Origin of the sequence: Treponema sp. UBA3813, from assembly GCA_002368605.1 — a bacterium.
Lineage (GTDB): Bacteria > Spirochaetota > Spirochaetia > Treponematales > Treponemataceae > Treponema_D.
This window is the reverse complement of the sequence record DFEB01000022.1, coordinates 16,577-38,465: the sequence shown is the minus strand read 5'-3', so window position 1 is coordinate 38,465 and position 21,889 is coordinate 16,577. Positions and strand designations below refer to the sequence as shown.

General features: G+C 44.5%; 18 protein-coding genes. 12 read left to right on the top strand and 6 right to left on the bottom strand.

Annotation, left to right across the window (positions count from 1 at the left end; genetic code table 11):
- Positions 1–28: 28 nt before the first annotated feature.
- Positions 29–520, bottom strand: coding sequence for a hypothetical protein (locus tag B2089_RS03480; protein ID WP_296320578.1), 492 nt, complete (start codon positions 518–520; stop codon positions 29–31).
- Positions 521–930: 410 nt separating this feature from the next.
- Between B2089_RS03480 and B2089_RS03475 the strand changes: the two genes are divergently transcribed.
- Positions 931–3,690 (top strand): hypothetical protein, encoded by a 2,760-nt coding sequence (locus B2089_RS03475; RefSeq protein WP_296320582.1) that lies wholly within the window; start codon positions 931–933, stop codon positions 3,688–3,690.
- Positions 3,691–3,730: 40 nt separating this feature from the next.
- Here the strand turns inward: B2089_RS03475 and B2089_RS03470 are convergent, their stop codons facing one another.
- The gene (locus B2089_RS03470) at positions 3,731–4,279 is read right to left on the bottom strand and encodes a hypothetical protein (protein WP_296320584.1); all 549 of its coding nucleotides are present in this window, start codon (positions 4,277–4,279) and stop codon (positions 3,731–3,733) included.
- An 88-nt stretch (positions 4,280–4,367) separates the two neighbouring features.
- Here B2089_RS03470 and B2089_RS03465 point away from each other — a divergent pair, with 88 nt between their 5' ends.
- Together B2089_RS03465 and B2089_RS03460 are read left to right on the top strand one after the other, a co-directional pair.
- A complete protein-coding gene (locus tag B2089_RS03465) occupies positions 4,368–5,606 on the top strand; it encodes an aminotransferase class V-fold PLP-dependent enzyme (protein WP_296320592.1) in 1,239 nt (412 codons plus the stop codon).
- Between the two features lie 69 nt (positions 5,607–5,675).
- Complete coding sequence (locus tag B2089_RS03460) at positions 5,676–6,899, top strand: LL-diaminopimelate aminotransferase (protein WP_296320594.1); 1,224 nt, start codon at positions 5,676–5,678, stop codon at positions 6,897–6,899.
- Positions 6,900–6,935: 36 nt separating this feature from the next.
- Here B2089_RS03460 and B2089_RS03455 read toward each other — a convergent pair whose 3' ends face one another.
- The 4 genes from B2089_RS03455 to B2089_RS03440 form a co-directional block, all read right to left on the bottom strand.
- Positions 6,936–8,138: a hypothetical protein gene (locus tag B2089_RS03455; protein WP_296320597.1), complete on the bottom strand. Its 1,203-nt coding sequence runs from the start codon at positions 8,136–8,138 to the stop codon at positions 6,936–6,938.
- Positions 8,139–8,150: 12 nt separating this feature from the next.
- Positions 8,151–9,449, bottom strand: coding sequence for an OmpA family protein (locus tag B2089_RS03450; protein WP_296320601.1), 1,299 nt, complete (start codon positions 9,447–9,449; stop codon positions 8,151–8,153).
- A gap of 90 nt (positions 9,450–9,539) precedes the next feature.
- Complete coding sequence (locus B2089_RS03445) at positions 9,540–10,508, bottom strand: lytic transglycosylase domain-containing protein (protein WP_296320605.1); 969 nt, start codon at positions 10,506–10,508, stop codon at positions 9,540–9,542.
- Between the two features lie 85 nt (positions 10,509–10,593).
- On the bottom strand, positions 10,594–11,517 hold the full coding sequence (locus tag B2089_RS03440; protein WP_296320607.1) for a tetratricopeptide repeat protein: 924 nt from the start codon (positions 11,515–11,517) through the stop codon (positions 10,594–10,596).
- 299 nt (positions 11,518–11,816) lie between these two features.
- Between B2089_RS03440 and B2089_RS03435 the strand changes: the two genes are divergently transcribed.
- The 9 genes from B2089_RS03435 to ffh all read left to right on the top strand — a co-directional run bounded on the left by B2089_RS03435 (position 11,817) and on the right by ffh (position 21,785).
- The gene (locus B2089_RS03435; RefSeq protein ID WP_296320611.1) at positions 11,817–12,422 is read left to right on the top strand and encodes a hypothetical protein; all 606 of its coding nucleotides are present in this window, start codon (positions 11,817–11,819) and stop codon (positions 12,420–12,422) included.
- Between the two features lie 5 nt (positions 12,423–12,427).
- Positions 12,428–14,164 carry a tetratricopeptide repeat protein gene (locus B2089_RS03430; protein WP_296320614.1) on the top strand — a complete coding sequence of 579 codons (1,737 nt, stop codon included), beginning with the start codon at positions 12,428–12,430 and terminating at the stop codon, positions 14,162–14,164.
- 73 nt (positions 14,165–14,237) lie between these two features.
- Positions 14,238–14,630 carry a preprotein translocase subunit YajC gene (yajC, locus tag B2089_RS03425; protein WP_296320617.1) on the top strand — a complete coding sequence of 131 codons (393 nt, stop codon included), beginning with the start codon at positions 14,238–14,240 and terminating at the stop codon, positions 14,628–14,630.
- A 21-nt stretch (positions 14,631–14,651) separates the two neighbouring features.
- Positions 14,652–16,439, top strand: a complete 1,788-nt coding sequence (secD, locus tag B2089_RS03420) for a protein translocase subunit SecD (protein WP_296320620.1) — start codon at positions 14,652–14,654, stop codon at positions 16,437–16,439.
- The gene (secF, locus tag B2089_RS03415) at positions 16,439–17,680 is read left to right on the top strand and encodes a protein translocase subunit SecF (RefSeq protein ID WP_296320623.1); all 1,242 of its coding nucleotides are present in this window, start codon (positions 16,439–16,441) and stop codon (positions 17,678–17,680) included. The genes secD and secF overlap by 1 nt, the downstream gene beginning before the upstream one ends.
- Positions 17,681–17,814: 134 nt before the next feature.
- Positions 17,815–18,717, top strand: coding sequence for a 4-hydroxy-3-methylbut-2-enyl diphosphate reductase (gene ispH / locus B2089_RS03410; protein WP_296320626.1), 903 nt, complete (start codon positions 17,815–17,817; stop codon positions 18,715–18,717).
- A 38-nt stretch (positions 18,718–18,755) separates the two neighbouring features.
- A complete protein-coding gene (gene ndk, locus B2089_RS03405) occupies positions 18,756–19,205 on the top strand; it encodes a nucleoside-diphosphate kinase (protein ID WP_296320629.1) in 450 nt (149 codons plus the stop codon).
- A gap of 50 nt (positions 19,206–19,255) precedes the next feature.
- Positions 19,256–20,326, top strand: a complete 1,071-nt coding sequence (locus B2089_RS03400) for an NAD(P)H-dependent glycerol-3-phosphate dehydrogenase (protein ID WP_296320634.1) — start codon at positions 19,256–19,258, stop codon at positions 20,324–20,326.
- Between the two features lie 34 nt (positions 20,327–20,360).
- Positions 20,361–21,785 (top strand): signal recognition particle protein, encoded by a 1,425-nt coding sequence (gene ffh, locus B2089_RS03395; protein ID WP_296320637.1) that lies wholly within the window; start codon positions 20,361–20,363, stop codon positions 21,783–21,785.
- Positions 21,786–21,889: the final 104 nt, after the last annotated feature.

Sequence of the window (21,889 nt, the reverse complement as noted above, 5' to 3'; positions counted from 1 at the left end):
CAGGAGAAAGGCTTGAAAATGTCTGCGGTTATGGGGCGACATTGCCGCTGATAATTGCGCCATTTTTCAGGGTAAATCTGAAGTACCCGTCGCTATTTATTTGAACAGGAATCTCGCTTAGTGAGGTGACGATGATTGTCTTGTCAAGATAGACCATTTGTATGCTTGGTTCAGAGGTGTCTGGGGGGACGATAGATGAGTAAATGTATTCCGTAAGGTAGAGCGTTCCGCCTTGGTTTGCTGACCCCCGCCATTTTCCTTTTGAGATTGATACGTCATTTGTCATAAGCTCAAAAAATCCGTCGTTATCAATTATTAAATTTCCGGTTGTGTCTAGTCCTCCAATTCCTACTAAATTGGAAGGCTCGCTTGGGTTAGGACAATAAGCAGAGGTCACTGAAATCGGAATATTTTCTACATCGTTATTGATTTCTTTCATTTTGACAGTTACCGTATTTTCGCCTGCTTCTACGGTAAACGATGAGCTTGTTCCTGTGTAATACCAACTTCCGTCAGGCAAAAAACAGTTTGCCTCAAGGTAAACATTTGAGCCGACTGGAACAGAGTCAAATGTTGCTCTACAGTTGGGGCTATCAGAATCTAGTTCAAAAGAAATGACTTGCGACGCAGAATAATCTCCCCGGAGAATGACAGGAATATATACAAGAGGGCTGTCTGGATTCTGTATTATTGCATCACGGGCATTTGAATAAAGAGATGGAGAAATTTCAAAGGAGACCGTCCCCCCCCCGTCTCCAGGTCAGAGCAGGAATCTAATGTGAAACTAAATGGAAGTAATGCCACGAAATAAAAAAGACTTTTTATAAATGAATGTTTCATATATAACCTCATAATATAGTATAATGTAGAATCTGAGTAATTCAAGTTTTTTTTCTTGCCCATGAAATCTTTTCTTCTTATAATTGCCTTATGTTTCATCATACACGGTTCTTCCTTGCTATTCTTTTCATTCATTTGCTGATTTTACCTGCCTTTTCTCTCGGTGGGGCGCTTGCCGATTCTTCTTCACCTCTTCATGTGATTCAAACCCAGTATTTTGATATCATTTTCCCCGAAGAGTCCCGACCTGCCGCAGATAAAATTGCCGCCGTCTGTGATGATTATTATCTTCAAATCACTTCGCTTCTTGAGACTGATGCCTACCAGCGTTTTCCAGTGACGATTACCAGTTCCGTGGAAATGCTTAATGCCTATTACACGGCAGTTCCCTACAATAGAATCGTTCTTTATGATACAACTCCGGATGAGAGTCTGGACATGTACGAGGACACGATTCAGTCGGTTTTTTACCATGAGCTGACTCACGCGGTTACTTACAACATGAAAGGTCCTGTGCTCAGAAAGCTTTCTTTTTTCGCAGATGCGCTGACTCCAGCCTGGCTTTCGGTGACGACCTTCTGGGCAGAGGGAGCCACGGTTTCTTTTGAGAGCAAGGGAAGGGGAGGCCGCCTGAACGATCCTTTTTCCACGCAGATAGTGAATCAGTCGGTCATTGAGGGGCATTTTCCCTCTTGGCGGGATGTCACTGGAGCGAGGGACACTTATCCCGGCGGCACTGACGGCTACATGTTCGGCTCGATGTTCGCCGCATACTTGCAGGAAACTTACGGAATGATCAAGTACGCTGAATTCTGGAAGACGGCGAATTCCCGGTTTACTTTCAGCTTCATCGCAGGCGTTTTTGAAAGAACTTACGGAAAATCGATTTCTGATGTTTGGGATGAATTTGAAAAAACGCTCACTGTTGATTCTGCCGAAAAATCCGCCGAACTTCTCTCTCACAAAAAATCACTGGTTTCTTCCTTTGATATTCGGCTGGACTCTGAGACCGGAGAGAAAAAAATCGCTTACTATGACCGCCTCTCATCTTCCCTTCGCCTGCTTACCATAAACAAGGACGGCAAAAAAAAGAACAAAAAACTGCTGGCGATTACGGGAATTACAAGCCTGCGCTTTTCTTCCGATGGTGAGCGACTTTTGATGAGCCGTTACATCGACAAGAGAAATTACAAAAAAGTCTCTGCTACTTATGAATTCAAATCAAAAAAATATACTGAATCAAAGCCTCTTCCCAAAAATGCGGCTGTTTTTGACGATTCTGAGCTTATATTTTCAAAGATTGAAATTCCTGGCAATCTTTTTGCCACAATCGTAAAGGATGGCCTTTCATGGCATATAAAGATTTTTGATTCTGAAAAAACTCTTGCTGATTATGATTTTTCTTCTTTGAAATCTGCGGACTCTGAGCGGAATTTGATTTTACATAATCTTCATTTTGTCAGTGAGGATTCTGACTCGCTCGCGCTTTCTTTTTCTTGGGCAGAGTTGGGAATGGGCGGTAAAATGCTTTCTCGGCCGGGATTTTTTAAAATCAATCGTGAAGACGGATCGGCGACGGCTTATCTGCATAAAGAGAATTCCTTTGCCGGCGTGATTGATTCTTTTCCAATTTTTGATGATGAGGGAATTTCTCTTTACTCGGTTTTTGCTGAATATGAAAAAAATCCACTTTATAGACTTGAGATGAATCAGGAAGATTTTGAGACTGTTCAAATCCTTGCAAAAAAAATTGAAAAATCATTTACAGAGGAAACTGCATCTGAGAAAAAACAAGTTGAAATCTCATATAATCCTTTCCGTTATTACCCAAGAGGAATTTTGATTCCGGGGCTTTCTTTTGTCCCTGTTTTTAATCATGATTTAGAAACCGACTCAACTGCTCTTTTGGGCGCGACTTTTGTTTCCACTAATCCCTGGGGGGATAAAAGGCTTTCCTTAAGTGCAGGCTATGATACAAGTTATGAATGGGGTGGATTTAAGCTTTCCTTTTCTGGTGGTGACGACAGTTTTCAATATGCTCTGGACGGAAGTTGTCTTTTTGACAAAGACGGTTTTATGCAGACCGCAGAAACTCTGCAACTTACGCAAATTCTCTGGCGCGGGAAGGTTAGTGCCTTTTCTGCGGGCACACAAGGTGCTTTTCTCTACGGCAGGCAGCTTATTTCAGAGGATAAAGAGGACGAAAAACTAAAGGATAACTGGGATGAGTCAGATGGAAAGAGTGCGGATGCCCTTGCATTTGTTCAGTTCTCGAATATTCATAAAATCGCACCTGGAGTGTACAGTCGTGCGGGATTTTTGCTCCAGCCCTTCGTGCATGGCTCTTACCGTACTTCCGAATTCCTTCAAAAATTCTCAATTGAGGATAAATATTTGAACGCAGGCGTAAAGACCCAGCTCTGCTTTCCTGTTTTTTTTCCTTTTATTTTTACGGCGAGCCTTTTCCCATCGTCAAAATATGCCGCCAACGGAAGCGTGAAAGTGATTTTGTTTGACCTTGAGATTCACAAGGGAATACCAGCCGTCTCGCTTTTTGCCCAGCGCCTTGTTTTGAGTACCACATATTCAGGAAAAATTGCCTACAGATACCGTGACTACGATGAATTATGGAACATTCGTTATACAGACGAGATTTTTAAGGACGCAAAAAAAGAAGACTATTCCGATGAAATCCGCCTGAGCGCAGACTTGTACCTTTCTCCCAACACGGGCTTTTTGGCTAGCGGCGACATTCAGTTCAGCCTGGGCTATGCCATGATTTTCCGCCCCAACCCCAAATCAAGCGAGAAAAAAATCGCCTACGGAATCACCTTTAGCATGGCTTATTGATTAGCAAAGAGCGATTAGAAATTATCCGCGTTTATCTGCGTCAATCCGCGTCTAAAATTTTCCCCTCGCTCCATTTGAAGAAGCGCGGGGCTTTGTAGTCAATCCACCAGGCGCCCGCAAAAAAGCCGTTGTCGTTCATGACCGGGGTGACGAAAATCACTTTGGCGGGGTTTTGGGTGTCGTATTCGAAGACATTTGACTCCCAAATCTTCTTTCCAGCTATGCTTTTTGTGACTTCAAAGCCGCCCTGCTTGTCGATGGGAGTGTAGACTGAAAAACGGTATTTTCCGGGCTTTAAATTCAAGTGCATGGCCATTCCGCCGTCAAGGTAGAGCTGATTTTTATAGTAATTTACCACATTGGGAATAGTCGCCCATTCGTAAGTCGCCTTTACCTTAGATTTGCTCACATCATTGCCGTTTTCGTCCTCGATTCGGAGGAAACAACGCACATAGTTGAAGTCGGTCTTGTTTTCAGGACGATAAATTATGAGTTCCCAGGGATTGTGCTTCACGCTCTCCAGGCCTGAATCAGCGGAAACCGAAAAAAGAGAGAGAAGAGCAAAAATCGTGAGAAAAATTTTCTTCATCATCTAATTATCGGCAAAAATAAAAACCTACTAAAATTCTAGGTAAAACCACTTCTCAATCTGGGCGAAAATCTCTATAATTCTCTCTATGAACAAATTCCGAAATGATTTTCCGCTTTTTAAGGCGATTGATGAAAAAAATTCTGTAGACAACTCAGGCCTCGTTTACCTTGACACGGCGGCTACGGCTCAGCGGCCTTATATCGTTTTGAACGCCATGACTCACTTTTACGCCACGCAGAACGCAAATCCCCTTCGCGGGCTTTATTCTTTGAGCGAGAGGGCGACAAAGGCTTATGAAGATGCGCGGGAAACTGTTGCGCGATTTATCAATGCCCCGTCTGCAAAAGAAATCATTTTCACCCGGAACACTTCGGAAGGTCTTAATTTAATCGCCAACACTTACGGCATGGCTAATGTGAATGCGGGGGATGAAATCGTCATCTCAATCATGGAGCATCACTCAAACATTCTTCCCTGGCAGTTTATCCGTGACACAAAGGGAGCGGTCTTAAAATTCATGTATGTTGACAAGGAGACCGGCGAAATTCCCGAAAGCGAGTACGCAAAAATCACTCCAAAGACAAAAATCGTCTCGCTGACTCATGTTTCAAATGTCCTCGGAACCACCAACCCAATCAAAAAAATCGCAGAGATTGCCCACAAAAACGGCGCGATTATGGTTGTGGACGGAGCCCAGTCAACCCCCCATATCAAAGTGGATGTGCAAGACTTGGGCGCGGACTTTTTCGCCATGAGCGGGCACAAGCTTTGCGGCCCCATGGGAATCGGCGCGGTTTGGGGAAGGCTTGAGCTTTTAGAGGCAATGCCGCCCTTCCTCCGCGGCGGCGAGATGATTGAGTATGTCACCGAAGAAAGTGCCACTTGGGCGGAAGTTCCCCACAAATTCGAAGCGGGAACCGTGAGCGCGGGAGACGCTGTGGGAATGGCAGCCGCAATCCGCTATATTCAGTCTGTGGGCTTGGATACTATCACTGAGCACGACAATGCTCTTGCAGTCCGCCTTATCGAGGGAATGAAAAAAATCCCCCATGTGAACATCATCGGAAACAAAGACGGCAGGAAGCGGTGCGGAATCGTCACCTTTACGGTGGACGGAGTTCATCCCCACGACATAGCCACTCTTTTAAGCGAGGAGAACATTGCAATCAGGGCAGGCCATCACTGTGCCCAGCCTTTGGGAGCCTATCTTGGAGTTCCGGCCACGGCAAGGGCAAGCCTTTATTTCTACAATACGGAAGAAGAAATCGACGCCCTCTTGGAGAATGTGGCAAAATTGCGCTCATGGAGCGGATTTAAGGATTAGCAAATAATTGCTGTTAATCTCTGCTAATCTGTGGATAAAAAATCCGCTTTTCATTAAAATAGGCTCATTATGATTAAAAGAAACACTGGTTTTGCAAATTTGACCGCAGGCTATCTCTTCCCTGAGATTGCCCGCCGCCGCCGCGAATATGCTGCTTCTCACCCGGAAGCAAAGATTATTTCTCTCGGAATCGGAAATACCACCGAGCCTCTCTCAAAACACATTGCCACTGCCATGAGCGATTATGCCCTTGCTCTTGCCACACCTGCCGGCTATTCTGGCTACGGAGACGAGCAGGGTAACACTGCCTTGCGCGAGAAAATCGCTCAAGTCTTCTATAAAGGTATGGCTGACGCCAGCGAGGTTTTCATCTCTGACGGAGCAAAATGCGACATCGCCAGAATCCAGACCCTTTTTGGCCGTGATGTAAAAGTCGCAGTTCAGGATCCGGCTTATCCAGTCTATGTTGACGGCTCTGTAGTTGTGGGGGCTGCCGGCGAGAACAATGGAAGCGGCTACAAGGGAATCACATATCTTCCTTGCACCGAAAAAAATGACTTCTTCCCTGATTTGTCAAAAATCGAAAAGAACACCCTCATTTATTTCTGCTCGCCAAACAATCCGACAGGCGTTTGCGCCACAAAAGAGCAGCTTAAAAAACTGGTCGATTTTGCCAATGCTAACGGCTGCATAATCATCTTTGACGCCGCTTACTGCGAATTTATCCGCGACAAGAATCTTCCGAAGACGATTTATGAAATCGAAGGTGCAAAAACCTGCGCCATCGAAGTGAACTCATTCTCAAAGCCTGCAGGCTTCACTGGAGTCCGCTTGGGCTGGAGCATCGTTCCCAACGAGCTTAAATTCGAGGACGGAAGTAGCGTAAACAAGGACTGGAACCGGGTCATGACCACTCTCTTCAACGGAGCGTCAAACATCGCCCAGGCCGGTGGCTTAGCCGCTTTGGACGAGCAGGGCTTAAAGGACATGAAGGCTCAGGTCGATTACTATCTTGCCAACGGTCACAAAATCAAGGAAACCCTGGACGGCGAGAACTTCAAAAAGATGGGAGTTGAGGCTTACTTTACGGGAAACGGTCCTTATGTCTGGGCAAAATTCCCTGGCAAAAAGAGCTGGGATGTCTTTGACGCCATTCTCGACAAGTGCCACATCGTCACCACGCCGGGAAGCGGCTTTGGCCCAAGTGGCGAAAGCTTCATCCGCTTCAGCTCTTTCGGTCACAAGGCTGACATCGAAGAAGCCTGTGCTCGTCTGAGCAAATTTTCTATGTAAAAAAAAACCGTCGCTTTTGCGGCGTTTTTTTTGTGTTTACAGGTCTTTTTTGTAACCGATGAATAATTTCGCTGACTCAGGTTTTTTGTCGCTGATTTTCGTTAAATTAATCTGTCCGTAAATTTTTAATTTTCCGTCCATTGCGTCAATTTCTGTAAATGGGCTGATTTTTACATTAAGAACATCGTTCAAGTCTTTGTCGAAGTAATCTTTCACATATTTTCCTTCGTAACCCATCGTAAAGTCAAATCCGACTGAAAAATTTCTCTTTGATGTGTGGAGTTTGTCGCAAATAAAGCGATAATTTAATCCGAAACTCTCGTTGATAAAGAGCATTTTCTCAAGACTTGCGGATGGAACATTGTAGCCTGTTATGTGTATTCGCGCTCCGTTGAGATTGAAGCGAAGTTCCGCAAGGGCGAATACATCTTCCAACTTGAGTTTATCAGAACCGTCTTTTTTTTCTTTTACGGGATAGTCATCGAAACCGCCTAATATGTAGAGCGCAATTGGCGAATGTCTGTTTCCAAGCAGCATGTCGATTCCGCCGTGGAGGTAAAGAGTCTCAATGAGCAGGTATACATCCTCTCCGTCACTGTTCTTTCGCGTGACTGGGGCGCAGCATCCTGCGAGTAAGTCCATCGTCAGGTAGCGGAATGCGGTCGCAAAGCGCCAGTCAAAGTTTATCTGATATTCTCTGTCGTCTTTTTCATCGTTTCTGCTGATTACAAGTCCCGTGCTTATTGGAATACTTTTAAATGTAAGTGAAGCGCTTCCACCGTATCCGTAGACTTGATAAGCTGACACTCCGTTTTGTCCGAGATAATTTTCAGTAAGTGAGCTTGCATAGTTTTGTGCGCCCAGCCTTCTTTGCACGAATTGCTGTGTGCCGATATTCTCGAAATTTCCCTTGAAAAAACTAAGGCTTTTTGTCGTTCCGTAGCTGCTCGTGGTATAAGTCGCCGAAATTTCATTCACTCTGAAAACTGACAAAGTTTCGTTCGTTGAGCCGTTTTCGTACAAGTCTTCTGTTTGAAGGGATGCTTCTCCTCTCAGCAAAAGCTTGTTGTTGAGGGAGAATTGCCCTGCTATAAAGGCATCGAATCTTAGAGAGGGCTTAAATTCGCTTGTTTCGGTATTTGCGAATTTTGCGACCGCTCCCGTTTCGCCCGAAAAATAAGGCGTAGCGAAGAGGGGCGTGCTTGCGACAAGCAATATTAATGATAGTATCTTTTTCATAAATCCTCTTCCTTAGTTTCTTTGAATATAGGTCGCTTTTGGGCGGGCTGTGATGATAACGCGTCGGTTCATGGCGCGTCCTTCCGGCGTGTCGTTTGATGCGATTGGCTGAGTGCCTCCGTATCCCTTGTAGCTCAGAAGAGAGCGGCTGATTCCGTTACGGATAAGTTCGTTGACAATGGTTTCAGCGCGGGCAACGGAGAGGTTCATTTGGCCGACAGGTTTGTTAACATCTGCTGTGTGACCTTCAATAAGAATCGTGTATGCGTCGTCTTTGTTGAAATCTTTGAGGGCTTCGGCGAGTTTTGCGAGTTTAGGCAATTCTGAATCAAGAAGTTTAGGGCTGTCAGCGACGAATTTCAAATCATAAAGAATCTGCCACTCTGGACCGCGGGGGAGGATAATCGGAGCCTCTTCATCTGAGCCGAAATATTTTTTAATATCCAGGAATGGCGCGTAGTATTCGCTTTCTTCCTGCTCAGCCTCTATCGGGTAGGTTAAATTCTCTTTATCCAAAAGAATGACGACCTTGCCTTCCTGAAGAAGTTTCAGATTTTCTGGTACCGAAAGAATTTTCAGTGCGTCTTCCCTTGAGATTACGGGATCAGTCCGGAGATGACCATAGACCTTCCTTGCCTTTATGTGGAGGGGGTCGCTTCCGATTCTTGACTGATATGCGCTTTCATCGTCTCTCCAGTCATAGTGAATCATTCCGTTCTTGAATTCTGAAGCCGGGTCTCCCATGTTGCGCTCGTAAATCAGGTTCATCTGCTCGTCCCAAATCTGAGGGAAAAAGCAGGGGTAAACTTCATCGCTCATGAATTCACCGTGAACATCAAGCTCTCCCCTTGCGTCAATGATAATGCCTGAGTAAACGCGGGAAGCAATGTTCTCAATAGGTTTCGCATTTTTGTAGGGAAAATGGTGCTTAATCATAAGAGATGAAATTTCCCTCAGATTGATTGTGTGGGTCGTAAGAAGCGTGAGGGTACCGTCAGTGAAAATTCCCGGTGTTTTTTTGCCTTCGTCGATGATTTTCGTGAGTTGTTCAAGTGTGATGTCGTTCGCGAGAACTAAATCGCCCAGCTGCTGGCTTGAGTTGACATAAAGGGAGAGAAGCGGATCCTTGATGAGGTCGGGGAGTTTTGTCTCCACAAAATTCAGGGCTGCTCGTTTTCCTGAAGGCATGCTGATTCCTGCCTTTTCGGTGTCGAGGCGCACATCAGAGATGAAACTTGATTTAGACCAGTCGATTCTGCTTTCAGAAGAGATGAGTGGTCTGCTTTCTGCGGCAAAAATTCCAGCCGACATGCCTGCATATAAAATCAATGAAGATAATATTCTACTTCTCACGACTTTTTCCTTTTTATAGAGTTCTTCATTTTGATTTTCGGCAGATTTTTATTTGTTTGTTAAGATTTCTTTTAAAGCTTCTTCGGCGGATTTTTTCATTCCCATGGGAAGGCGGATAGAATAATTGGTTTTTGGGGGAGTCGTGTTCAAAAGTAAGGCGGGGTTGAGTTTTTTGAGAGTTTCTGCTTCAAGCCTGAGCTCTCCCGCCAGCCTGCTTAAAGAGACTTTGTTGTTTACTTCCAGATAGTCAAAATCCGCATATCTTGGGGAAGCGGTGACTTCAGGCAGCGGAATTTTATATTCGTCACCGTTTTCGGCTATTTCTGCAAGCGCGAGCAGTTTCGGAATGTAATTAATGGTCTCGTCCCTTAGAAGTCCATGCTCGGCTATGTACCAAAAGGATTTTTCGGGCACATTTTTTAGAATTCTTCTCATTGCGCCGGCCCCGCAGTTATAGGCGGCGATGGCAATCAGCCAGTCGTTAAACATGCGGTAATTGTCTTGAAGTTTTGAGAGGGCGGCATTTGTGGATTTCCATGGGTCTAATCGCTCGTCAAACCATTCGTTTTTTTGGAGAAAGGGGGACATGGAATTTTCCATGAATTGCCATAGTCCTATGGCTCCGCTCCTGGATTTTGCCGTTGCCTTGTATTCGCTTTCGACCAGGGGCAGGTATTCGAGAGCGGCCGGCATTCCCCTTTTTTTTAGCTCCTCTCTTATATAGAGACGGTAGTATTCGCCATCGTCAAGGATTTTATAGAGGTTCTGTTTACCGAAATTTGTCATGTATCGGGCTATGTAGTCATGTATGACTGTTTGCGCATAGCTGCTTTCGGATACGGCAATTCCGCCAGCGCTTTTTATGATTTTTCTTTTTTTTTGTTCAAGGTAGGCTTTTTGCCGCTCATAATCTTCTTCATCAAAGAGTTTTAATATTTGGTTGAGAGGGGAATCATCTATATAATATTCATCTGCTGGGGGCAACTCTTCGAGTTCGATTTTTTCGAAAAGAGACAAATCGTCTTCATTGCTGGAACCTTCCTGGCAGTGCAGGGAAAGTAGCGAAAAAATGAAAAGGACGAGAAAAAATTGCCGTGCAATCCTATAACTTTTCGCCAAAATAGATTCCTGCCCATTCCCAGCGACCGTGGATTTCGGGATCTGCAGGGAAGTCTACTTTTCGGAAATACAAGTACCAGACATTGACATAAGAAGTCCAGCCCCATGTGCGCAGGTATGCTTCTGTTGGCGTAGAACTTTCATCGAGTGTGTCTAGATAGCGGATTCTGTTTCCCAGCATGAAGTTGTGCATGGAAAAGTTTTCGAGAGCGTTCGGGTCAGATTCACTGGACTTCCAGCTCATGGCGAAGAAATTTACTTTTGAGCGGTAGCGGTCGAGTGCCCGCCAGTTGTAGCTTGTTATGCCTTTCTTAACGGCGTTTTCAAGTTCGTCGAGGGTCTCGAATGTCCAGTCTTTTGATGATTTTGAAAAATCTACCGTTTGCCGGGCTTTTGTGTATGCGTTCGGGAGACCTGCAATCTGAATCGTCGAACTGTCGGGCTGTTCCAGAAAAAGTTCGTATGATTTGAGAGCCGCGTCCCAGTCACCGACTTTTTCGTATTCAAGGGCAATGCGCATGTACATTTCGGTGATGCTTACCTGCTGGGGAAAGTCGTGAATGACTCGGTTGAAATAATTGATTCTGTTGGCGGATCTCTTGCTGATTTGGATAAGGTGCTGGAGGCATGAAAAATGCACTGATTTTCCGTTTACGAGCAAATCCGGAAAATTCGTAATAATCCGTTCGTAATAATATTCAGCAATGGGCTCTTCATTAAGTTTTAGATAATGGGAGGCGACCATGAAAAGCCAGTAGGCGTTGTAACTGTCTCCGGGGTGAGTTTCAACCCAGTCGGTGAGAAAGAGCACCATGTCATCGGATTTGCCCTGAGAGTAATAAAAACTTGCAATTCGGTTGATGACCGCATATCGGCTCTGAGGTGAGATTGAAGTGTCGTCAAGCATACTCATGTACTCTTCAAGTGTCTCCGTGGATGAATCTTGTGAGCTGATTTTTGCACATGAAGTGAAAAAAATCGCGCATAGTGCGCAGAGTATTGTTGCTGTCCGGAAAAAAAGAAGTTTATTCATAAACTTAAAAAAGGATAGCATAAAATTCGTCTTAGTGAAAGATGATAATTCTTGTCTGAATAGTCAAAATTTGATTTCTCTAATTTCTCTAGTATTTTATCGAATTCTGTAGTATCCTATTCTGATTTAGTATCTTCTAAATTTTACGGTATGCTTGGGGGTAGCTGTCTTTTATGAAAAAAATTACTGTTCCTGTGCTCAATGCCCTGCTGGCGGCGGGTGTTATCTTGATTATTGTGGGGTTGCTGCTTATTTCGCGCCTTTCCGCTGGCTGGGGCTCTGAAATTCCTGCTTTTTCCATAGCGATTATGGTTTTCGGAGCGGCAGTTTTTTATGTCGCGATGACATTGATCCACTGGGCTGTTTTTTTCTTTACGGGGCTTTTTGTCTTCTGTATGGGCTTGTGCATGACTTTTATCTTTACAAATGTGCTTCCATTTACGACGGAGCATTTATGGCCTATTTGTGTCATTTTGTGCGGAATATGCCTTATCCTGACCTGCGTTTTTAAGCACAGAAAAATCCGTGGAGTCTACCTTTTTCCCAGTCTGCTTATAGAAGTTCTCGGAATCGCCTTCCTCTTGTTCTCTCTTGATGTCATAAAGATTTCTCTTTCACTTTTTGTGGCCAAGTGGGGGCCTCTTATGCTCATTCTTGCGGGTGCTGCCCTTGTCGGTGTGTTTTTCTGGCAAAGGAATTTCAATGAATTTTTCCCCTACGATAAAGACGAGCTTTCTGATTTGACAGATGAAGATGAAAAAGGATTCTACGGAGATTAACTGAATTGCGGCTTTCGTGGCGGAAAGTCTCTGCCTTTGCTTGTATTTTTTTCTTTTCTCTTTCTAGTCTTTGCGCTAAGAAGAAAGCGGCGGAAGCCCAGCCTGAATATGTCGCAAATCCTTCTGATGCCGTAAAACTTTCCCTTCCCGAAAAACGAAATACTTCATATTTCCGTAATATTGAAAAATCAGTCCTTGATAATGTCGAGAAGGGAACTCCCGAATCCCTTAGTTCTGCTATTACCTATTTGAAACGACGGCATGAGAGTATGAGCGAGAGTGAGCAGGTTCTTCACTATATTGCCGTCTCAATCATGCAGGTCTGCTGGAAATCCCAGAATCTTACCGAGGAGACCAGCGGACAGTTCATAAAAAATAATTACACTGGGGCGATTACATCTTCACGAAACGGCTTTTATGATTCTTTTCCGTCACCTGATGATTTTTTCAGCTATATGCTGCCTTCTCTGGTTCTTGCGGCTTCAGAAACAAGGAGTGATTACTACGAGGATTCCTTTGCCTCCCTTACAAAAGCCCTTGAGTTGCGCCCTGACTCTCTTCCTGCGAATTATCTAATGGGATTGCTCCTGCGTCGTATGTCAGATTTTAAGGGGGCGAACAAATATTTTGCTCGTGCTTATGAGATTGACAAGAATTGTTTTGAATGCGCATACGCTTATGCGGATAGTTTTGTGAAATTGACTGACTATGATTCTGCTTTTTCCCTTGCCGAAGACTTACTATCCTTGTATCCCCAAAAAAAAGAATTGCTGGCTTTGTGCGCAGAGTCTTCTTTTTCGGCTGGAAATTTTGACAGCGCCGAGGTTTATGTAGGACGCTTGCTTCAAATCGAGCCTGAGAATTCCTATTATCTTTTGTTCCGGGCGAGGATTCTCGTTAAGAGGGGAGAGTACATCAGGGCGGCTTCTCTGCTTGATGCCTATGCCCGTAAAGATTCAGATTCCCGCGATTATCTGGTACTTCGTTTTACGGTTCAGAAAAACTGGAATAAAAATCTTTCGGCCGCACGGTCAACAATTGAAAAAGCCCTTGTCCTTTACCCTGATGATGAGGAAATTATTCTTGAGGCGGCTGAACTTGCTTCTGAGACGGGGGAGAAAATTGCCGAAAAAAGCGGCGAGGAGCTTGCTGATCAAATTCTCGAAAAAAGACCTGGTGATTCTAGAGCTCTTCAGATAAAAATTGCCTCTATGGTTCAGAACAAAAAGTGGGCGGCTGCCTATAAAGCGAGCTCAGAGCTTCTTAAAATGGAAAATCTTCCCCGCTCAGCTCTGTTTACTCATATACAAATTTGTCTTTCTGCCGGTCGAAAGGATGAGGCTTGGCGTTATGCATCTGACTTGTATGCAGGAGATAGCACTAATGAGGAAGTTCTCCAGTCTTATATTGATGTGCTTGTCTCAACTGGACGGACGAAAGAGGCTTCCCGTCTTATCGCTCAGTTGCTTCCGAACGCAAGTGCAAAATTGAAAAGTTTCCTCTATTATGAAAGGAGTTTTATCTCTGGGGGGGAGAGTGCGATTCTTGCTGACTTGCGCTCAAGCCTTACTGCAAACCCCCGCAATAAAGATTCGCTTTTTCGCCTTTACCGCATTTACTACAATAAAAAAGAATACCGTAAAGCCCAGTATTATCTCAAACAGGTCGTTGCGCTTTCCTCAAAAGATGAGTATCTTCTCGGACTAAATAAAGAACTGGAAGATATCCTAAAGCGAAATTAAGTAGTTGATTTTGACTTAATTTAATGATATTCTCTTAGCACTAATTTTTTAAATTTATATAAGGAAGTCAAAAATGTCTTTTTTACCATTACTTCAGGCCCAGTCACAGCAGGGCGAGCAGACTATGTTAACCGTTATCATGCTTGCTCTTTTCATCGCAATTTTCTATTTTTTTATTTTTCGCCCGCAGAATAAAAAACAGAAAGAAACTCAGAAAATGATTGATGCTCTTAAAAAAGGCGACAAAGTCGTAACTATCGGTGGCATCCACGGAATCGTTTCTGCAACAAAAGAAAAGACCGTTATCGTAAAAGTCGATGAGGGTGTAAAACTCGAATTTAACCGTGCCGCAATTGCAGGGGTCATTACTGATCAGACACAGTCTTCAAAATCAGATAAAAAAGCTGATGAGTCAAAAGAAGCAAAAAAGGAAGAAGCTTCTGCTGATTCAGAAAAAGCTGAGTAAATAATAGTACCGGAGTAAAAAATGAACAAACGAAGTCGTTTTATCATTATTCTGGTAGTTCTTGCTGTTTGTTTTGCATTCCTTTGGCCTTCAATCAGTTGGTATGCACGAACACCAAAAGACCAGCAGAGCCTTGCGCTCGGTTCTCTTGAAAAAATCAAGGACTACACAGTCGTAAAAGCAAAAGAAGAGTCAGACAAACTGATTGCCATCGCTAGGGAAAATCCTGATACGATTCTTGATTCTTCTTATGATTACCTTGTAAAAGCTTCAAAAAAGAACTACAAAGAAATCAAAAAAGCCTATAAGACCGCAGGAATGGAAGCCCCAGAAACTCCAGCTGTCATGACAGTCGGAGCCATTTTGGATTCTTTTGCAGGTTCAAATGCAAGCGATAATCTTCGTTCTGTAATTGAAGAGAAATATCGCGAAGAAATCCTTGACGCAAAAAAACGCTACAATTCATCTGTAAAACTTGGTTTGGATTTGAGCGGTGGTATGAACATTATTGTTCGCGCGAATCTTGATGAGGCTCTCGCTGCTAAAAAGGCAGAGGGAAATGAAATCGTTGATGAGGCTCAGTGGAAAAAAGATGCAATGGCTCAAACCATTGAAACCCTTACAGGAAGTATTGATAAATTCGGACTTACTTCTCCTGTTGTTCGCCAGCAGGGTGAAGACCGTATTTACATTGAGATTCCGGGTGCTGCAGACCGTGAGAGCGTCAACACAATCATCATGGGTAAGGGAATTTTGAATTTCCGTCTCGTTGACCGAAATGCGACAAATGCTTTCAATGCCTATTACGCACAGAATCCTGCAAATACTTTCAATTCTGATGGAAAACTTATTGACCCGTCGATTATCCCTGCTGACACAGAAGTCATGGGATATTATGTAAAAGATGATTACGGTCTTGATGAGAGAACAGGTTTCATCGCTGTTAAAAAAGAAATCGCACTTGAAGGCGAGCATATTAAATCTGCTGATGTAACTGCTGATCAGACAACGAATCAGCCGGAAGTTGTTTTCGGACTTGATACTGAAGGAGCCGTCATTTTCGGTGAATTCACAAGTTCTCACATTGGAGAGCAGCTTGCCATCGTAAGCGATAATAAAGTTAAATCAGCACCAACGATTCAGAGTGCAATTAACAATGGACAGGTTCGCATTTCTGGCGGATTCAGTATTGAAGAAGCTCAGAATCTTCAGAAAGTCTTGCAGACCGCTTCGCTTTCAGTTCCTCTTGAAGTTGAAAGTCAGCAGGTTGTCGGCGCGTCACTTGGAGAAGCGGCTATTAAACAGGGTATTAATGCCTTGCTTTGGGGCTTGGTTGCGGTTCTTGTGTTCATGATTTTCTACTATCTTGGCGCAGGTTTCAATGCCGTAGTCGCGCAAGTCCTTAACATGTACATCATGTTCGCGATTTTGAGTGCATTCAACTATACGCTTACACTTTCTTCTATCGCTGGTATGATTCTTACAGTCGGTATGTCTGTCGATGCGAATGTAATTATTTTCGAACGAATCAAAGAAGAACTCAAAAACGGAAAGAGTCGTGCCGCTGCAATTTCGGCAGGTTTTGACAATGCTTTTTGGGCAATCATGGACTCAAATATCACAACTTTCATTGCCGCAATGTTCCTTTCACAGCTTGGAACTGGCTCAATTCAGGGCTTTGCCGTTTCGTTGGCAATCGGTGTCATTTCATCGGTATTTACAGCTCTCGTAGTTTCTCGACTTATGTTTGACTTCAATACTGAGGTTATGCATAAAAAAGAAATGAGCATCGGCTGGGGAGTAAAATAATGAAAAAACTTATTCAATTTAGTAAATTTTTCCCTGTCGCTGTCATTTTGAGCGCAGTAATCATTATTTCGGGAATTATTTCCGTTACAACTCGCGGAATTAACTTTGGTCTTGATTTCAAGCCAGGTATGATTGAAGAAATCAAGATTTCAAATACAGTTCTTGAAGTCACCTACAATGGAACAGCAACGGTCTCTCTTGATGTTACTGAGAATGGTGTTGATGTGGTTGTAAGCGGTATTGGCGAAGAGAACCGCACAGAGTCAATTTCTTTTGACAGTGTTTCGACAGTTTCAGAACTTGCCGCAAAAATCAATTCTGTAAACGGCGTATCTGCTCATATTAAAAAAGAACAGGCTTTACCGTCAGGTGGTGTTTATGTCACTTCTGGCGCATCTAAAAACCTCGGCGAGAATCCGCTTCGCTTGTTTGTTGCGGACGAGTCATCAACAGTTACGGCAGACGATATTCGTGCAGCTCTCAAAGACTTCTCAAGTGTCGATGTAAAAGAAGTTGGCTCAGATACAGAGCGCGCTTTCCAGATTCGTATGGGTGTTACCGGCGAAGAAAGCAAAACAATGCAGGGAGACGCAAACAAGGCTCTTACTGATACATTTGGTGCTGATAAAATCGCAATTTCAAAATCTGATTTCATCGGCGCTCAGTATTCACAATCTTTGATCCGCGATTCAATCCTCCTCGTTCTCGCAACATTGGTCTTGATTTTCATCTACTCTGCAATCCGATTCCACTGGGATTTCGCTCTTGCGGCAGTTATCGCTATCATTCACGACGCATTGATTATGGTCTCTTTCATCTCATTCATTCAGATGGAATTCAGCACCACGACTTTGGCGGCAATCCTCACGATTATCGGTTACTCAATCAACGCTACTGTCGTTATTCTTGACCGTGTCCGAAGCGACATCAAGGTCGTTGAGGCAAAGACTTTCAAAGAAATTTTGAACTCAGCCCTTACTTCAACATTGAGCCGTTCTGTCATCACCACACTCACAACATTGTTCGCAGTTTTGGCATTGTTCTTCTTCACAACGGGAACGATCCACGACTTCTCTCTGGCCCTTACTGTCGGTTTGATTTCAGGTTGTTATTCTTCTATCTTCATTGCAGGCGCATTCATTCTTTCTGTCCGCAAGAACCAGAAGTTCATGACAATCGCCTCTAAGTCAAACATCAGCCAGTTCAAGCCTGCTGAAGACGAAACTGACGACGCTGAGTAAAATTAAGACGCGGATATAACAGATAAACGCGGATAATTATTTGTCCACAGATTAACACAGATTTTCACAGATTTTTATATAATTATAATCTGTGTTGCTCTGTGCATATCTGTGGATTATTTTTTAGGTGCTTTATGGAAATTATTCGTGCGAAAATTTTGGGATTTTGTGCCGGTGTGCGCCGGGCGGTGAATGCGGCGGACAAGGCTCTTTCTGAGAATGGAGCAGGGCAGGTTTACACCCTAGGTCCTTTGATTCATAATCCCGTCGCCCTTGAAAAACTTGCTGAGCGGAATCTTAAAATCCTTTCCGAAAAAGAAATTCCTTCTCTCAAAAATGAAGACACGGTGATTATCCGCGCTCACGGCGTTCCACCGGAGACAGAAAATGCCTTGCGGGAAAAGGGCGTGAATCTTATCAATGCCACCTGCCCCTTAGTTACCCAAAGCCAGAAGAGGGCTGCAGAATATGCAGAGCAGGGCTATATTATTTTCTTTGCCGGGGATAAAAATCACGGTGAAGTAATTGGAATTGAAGGTTATGCAAGAGAAGCGGCGAAAAATGCCGGCATAAATCTTCATTTTATCCTCGTAAAAGATTTGGCCGAGCTTGATTCTTCTATAAATCAGCTTTCTCAGAATGGCGAAATCTCCGCTGACTCAAAAATCGTTCTTCTTTCCCAGACCACATTCAGCATCAAGGTCTTTGATTTGCTTCAAAATGAACTTACAAATCGCTTCCCTTGTGCGAAGGTAATCAGCTCTATTTGCCCGGCGACCCACGAGCGGCAGAACGCGCTTAAGGAACTTTGCGAAAAAGTCGAGGGCATCCTTGTTATAGGCGGAAAGACCAGCGCCAACACGAACCGCCTTTTTGTCAGTGCGGAAAAATCATGCAAAAAAGCCGCCCTTATCGAGACTCCCGAAGAAATCCCGGAAGAATTTTTCTCGCTTAAAAGCGTTGGGATTACGGCGGGTGCCAGCACACCTGACGATACGATTGAGGCTGTGGAAAATCTGCTGAAAAAATATTCTTAGTTGTAAAATTCAGCAGACTGTTATATACTAATAAGACTATGACAAGATGTTTTGCTATGTGCAAGCCTGGCGTATTAAACCGCAGGCTTGTGGGTCAGGTAATTACTCGCCTTGAAAATAAAGGCCTGAAGTTGGTTGGTTTAAAACTCATGAACATTTCTCCGGAGCTTGCGGCCAAGCATTATGCCGAGCATGCCGGAAAGTCTTTTTATAATGACCTTGTTTCTTATATTACCAGCGCGCCTGTTGTTGCCATGGTCTGGCAGCTTGACAACGAAGATTGCGTTTCCCTGGTGCGAAAGGTTGTAGGGGCTACAAAACCCAGCGAGGCTCTTCCCGGCACAATCCGCGGAGACTTCTGCTCGCACACAAATCATAACATAATTCATGCGTCGGACAGCGATGAAAGCGCCCAACGCGAAATAAATCTATTTTTTAAACCGGAAGAGCTTATCGATTGGAAAGACGAGGCTGCTTGCTGGTTCTAAAATAAGATTATCGGCTTTGGGTCGGTAATTACAGTTTATCGAGGTTAAGAATGAAACCAAAGAATGTAGGTGTAATTGGTGCTGGTGCATGGGGCTCAGGTTTGGCTCAGGCAATTGCCCGTGGTGGTCACAAAGTTCAGATTTGGGCCCGCGAGCAGGATGTGGTTGACGGTATCAATAAAGAACACGAAAATAAACGCTATTTGCCGGGATACCCGCTTTCAGAGAATCTCACGGCTTCCATCGACATTGAAGAAGTCGCAAACGGCAAGGAATATCTCATTTTGGCATCTCCATCTCTCTTTATTGCCTCAACGGCAAAACAGATTGCCAATGTTCCTTCTATTAAAAACGGCGAGACTGTAATCGGAGTCCTTACAAAAGGCTTTGTTTCTTCCGAAAAGGGCCCCCGCCTTATCCTTGAGACTTTGGAAGATGTCCTTCCTGATTGCTACAAAGGCTCTCTCGTTTACATTTCAGGCCCCTCTCACGCAGAGGAAGTCGCCATGGGCAAGCTCACAGGCCTTATCGCAGCCAGTGAGCATGCCCTTAATTCAATTAAATTCCGTGAATTGCTTCGAGTTCCAGGCCTCATGGTCTATTCTTCCCTTGATGTGGTGGGCGTTCAGATTTGTGCCGCCGCAAAGAATGTCATCGCCGTTATGTACGGTTCTCTCGATGCAGTGAGCGAGCATTCAGACATTTTCGGCGACAATTCCGAGAGTCTTTTGCTTGCCGCAGGTCTTAACGAAATCCAGCAGATTGGTTTTGCCATGGGAGCGACTCACGCCGAGACTTTCACTTCAATCGCAGGTGTGGGTGACTTGGATGTTACCTGCCGTTCAAAATACGGCCGAAACCGACGCTTTGGTCAGGATATCATCAAAACTGACATCCTCTCAAAATTCAAAAATCTTGATGACTTGATTGCCCGAATCGGTGAAATCGGTTATCTGTCAGAAGGTGCGGTGGCCTGTAAATTCGTCCATCAAATCGCCGAAGCCCACAATTTAAAGCTTCCGATTTGTGACAGCCTTTACCGAATCCTTAACAAAGAGATTGAGCCAATGGCCTTGCTTCAGGAGCTTATGATGCAGGGCAAAATGGACTCAGAAGACTGAGATTCAAAAAAGCCCGGAATAACAGAGGATAAAAATGCTTGAGAAAATCACAAATACTTTCAGTGACATTACCCGCACTTTAAGCGGCAAGTCAAAAATCACTGAAAAAAATATCGAAGAGACCGTTGAGCAGATTAAGATGGCTTTGCTCGAAGCCGATGTCAATCTTCGTGTCGTGCGCCGTTTCGTAAACGCCACAATCGAAGAGGCAAAGGGCGAGAAGGTTCTTCGTGCCGTAAATCCGGGCCAGCAGTTCACGAAAATCATCTACGACCGAATCGTCAAACTTTTAGGCGACACAAAAGTCGATTTGCAGCTTAAAGGCCCTGACACTCAGTCTGTTATTCTTTTGCTTGGTTTGCAGGGTGCTGGTAAAACCACGGCGGCTCACAAATTGGCTGCCCGCCTTACCAAAAACGGGCGTAAACCTCTTCTCGTTGCCTGTGACCTGGTTCGTCCTGCTGCAATCGAGCAGTTGAAGCAGCTTGGTGAAAAAATTGGCGTTCCTGTTTACCTTGAAGAAGGTGCAAAGGATGCCGTAAAAGTCGCCAAAAACGGTATTTCTTATGCAAAAAAGAACGGAATCGACACCATAATCATCGATACGGCAGGCCGCTTGCAGATTGACGAAAGCATGATGAAAGAGCTGGTTGATGTCAAAAAAGCCGTTGACCCGGTGGAGACAATCCTTGTCGCCGACTCAATGACTGGTCAGAATGCGGTTGACATCGCAAAATCTTTTGACGAGCAGCTCGGTCTTTCCGGCGTTATCCTCACCAAATTCGACTCTGATGCCCGTGGTGGTGCGGCTCTTTCTCTCAAATCAATCACCGGTAAGCCAATTCTCTTTATCGGTACCGGCGAAAAAACCGAGGACTTTGAGCCATTCCATCCGGAGCGAATCGCAAGCCGAATCCTGGGTATGGGCGATATTGTTTCTTTGGTCGAAAAGGCTCAGGAAACCGTTGACATTGAGGAAGCAAAAAAACTTGAGCAGAAGATGGCTCGCAATGAGTTCACTTTGGACGACATGCTGGCTCAGTTTGAGAGCGTCGGCAAAATGGGAAATCTTTCTTCCCTCATGGAGATGATTCCGGGCCTTGCCGGTCAGCTTGACCCAAGCAAGCTGGATATGTCAGGAATCGCCCATCAGAAGGCAATCATTCAGTCAATGACAAAAAAAGAGCGGGCTAATCACCTGATTATCGGGCCTGGCCGCCGCAAGAGAATTGCTCAGGGCAGCGGAACCAGCGTCGCTGAAGTCAATAAGCTTTTGAAGCAGTTCGAGAAAACAAAGCTCACCATGAAAAAACTTACCCGTAACAAGGGTATGCAGTCAAAACTCATGCAGCAGTTCGGTGGCATGTCGGGCGGCGGAATGGGTGGCTTAGGCGGCCTCGGCGATTTGAGCAAGCTTGGAGATTTGAGCAAATTGGCCGGTAAATTCGGCAAATTTTGACGCACTAGGGGGTGTAGGGGCGTAAGTTGCGCAGCGAAGCGAAGCGAAGCAATGAAGCGCTTTTGCGCGGAACCCCGAAAGACCCGACCCGCGCTTGCGCGGGA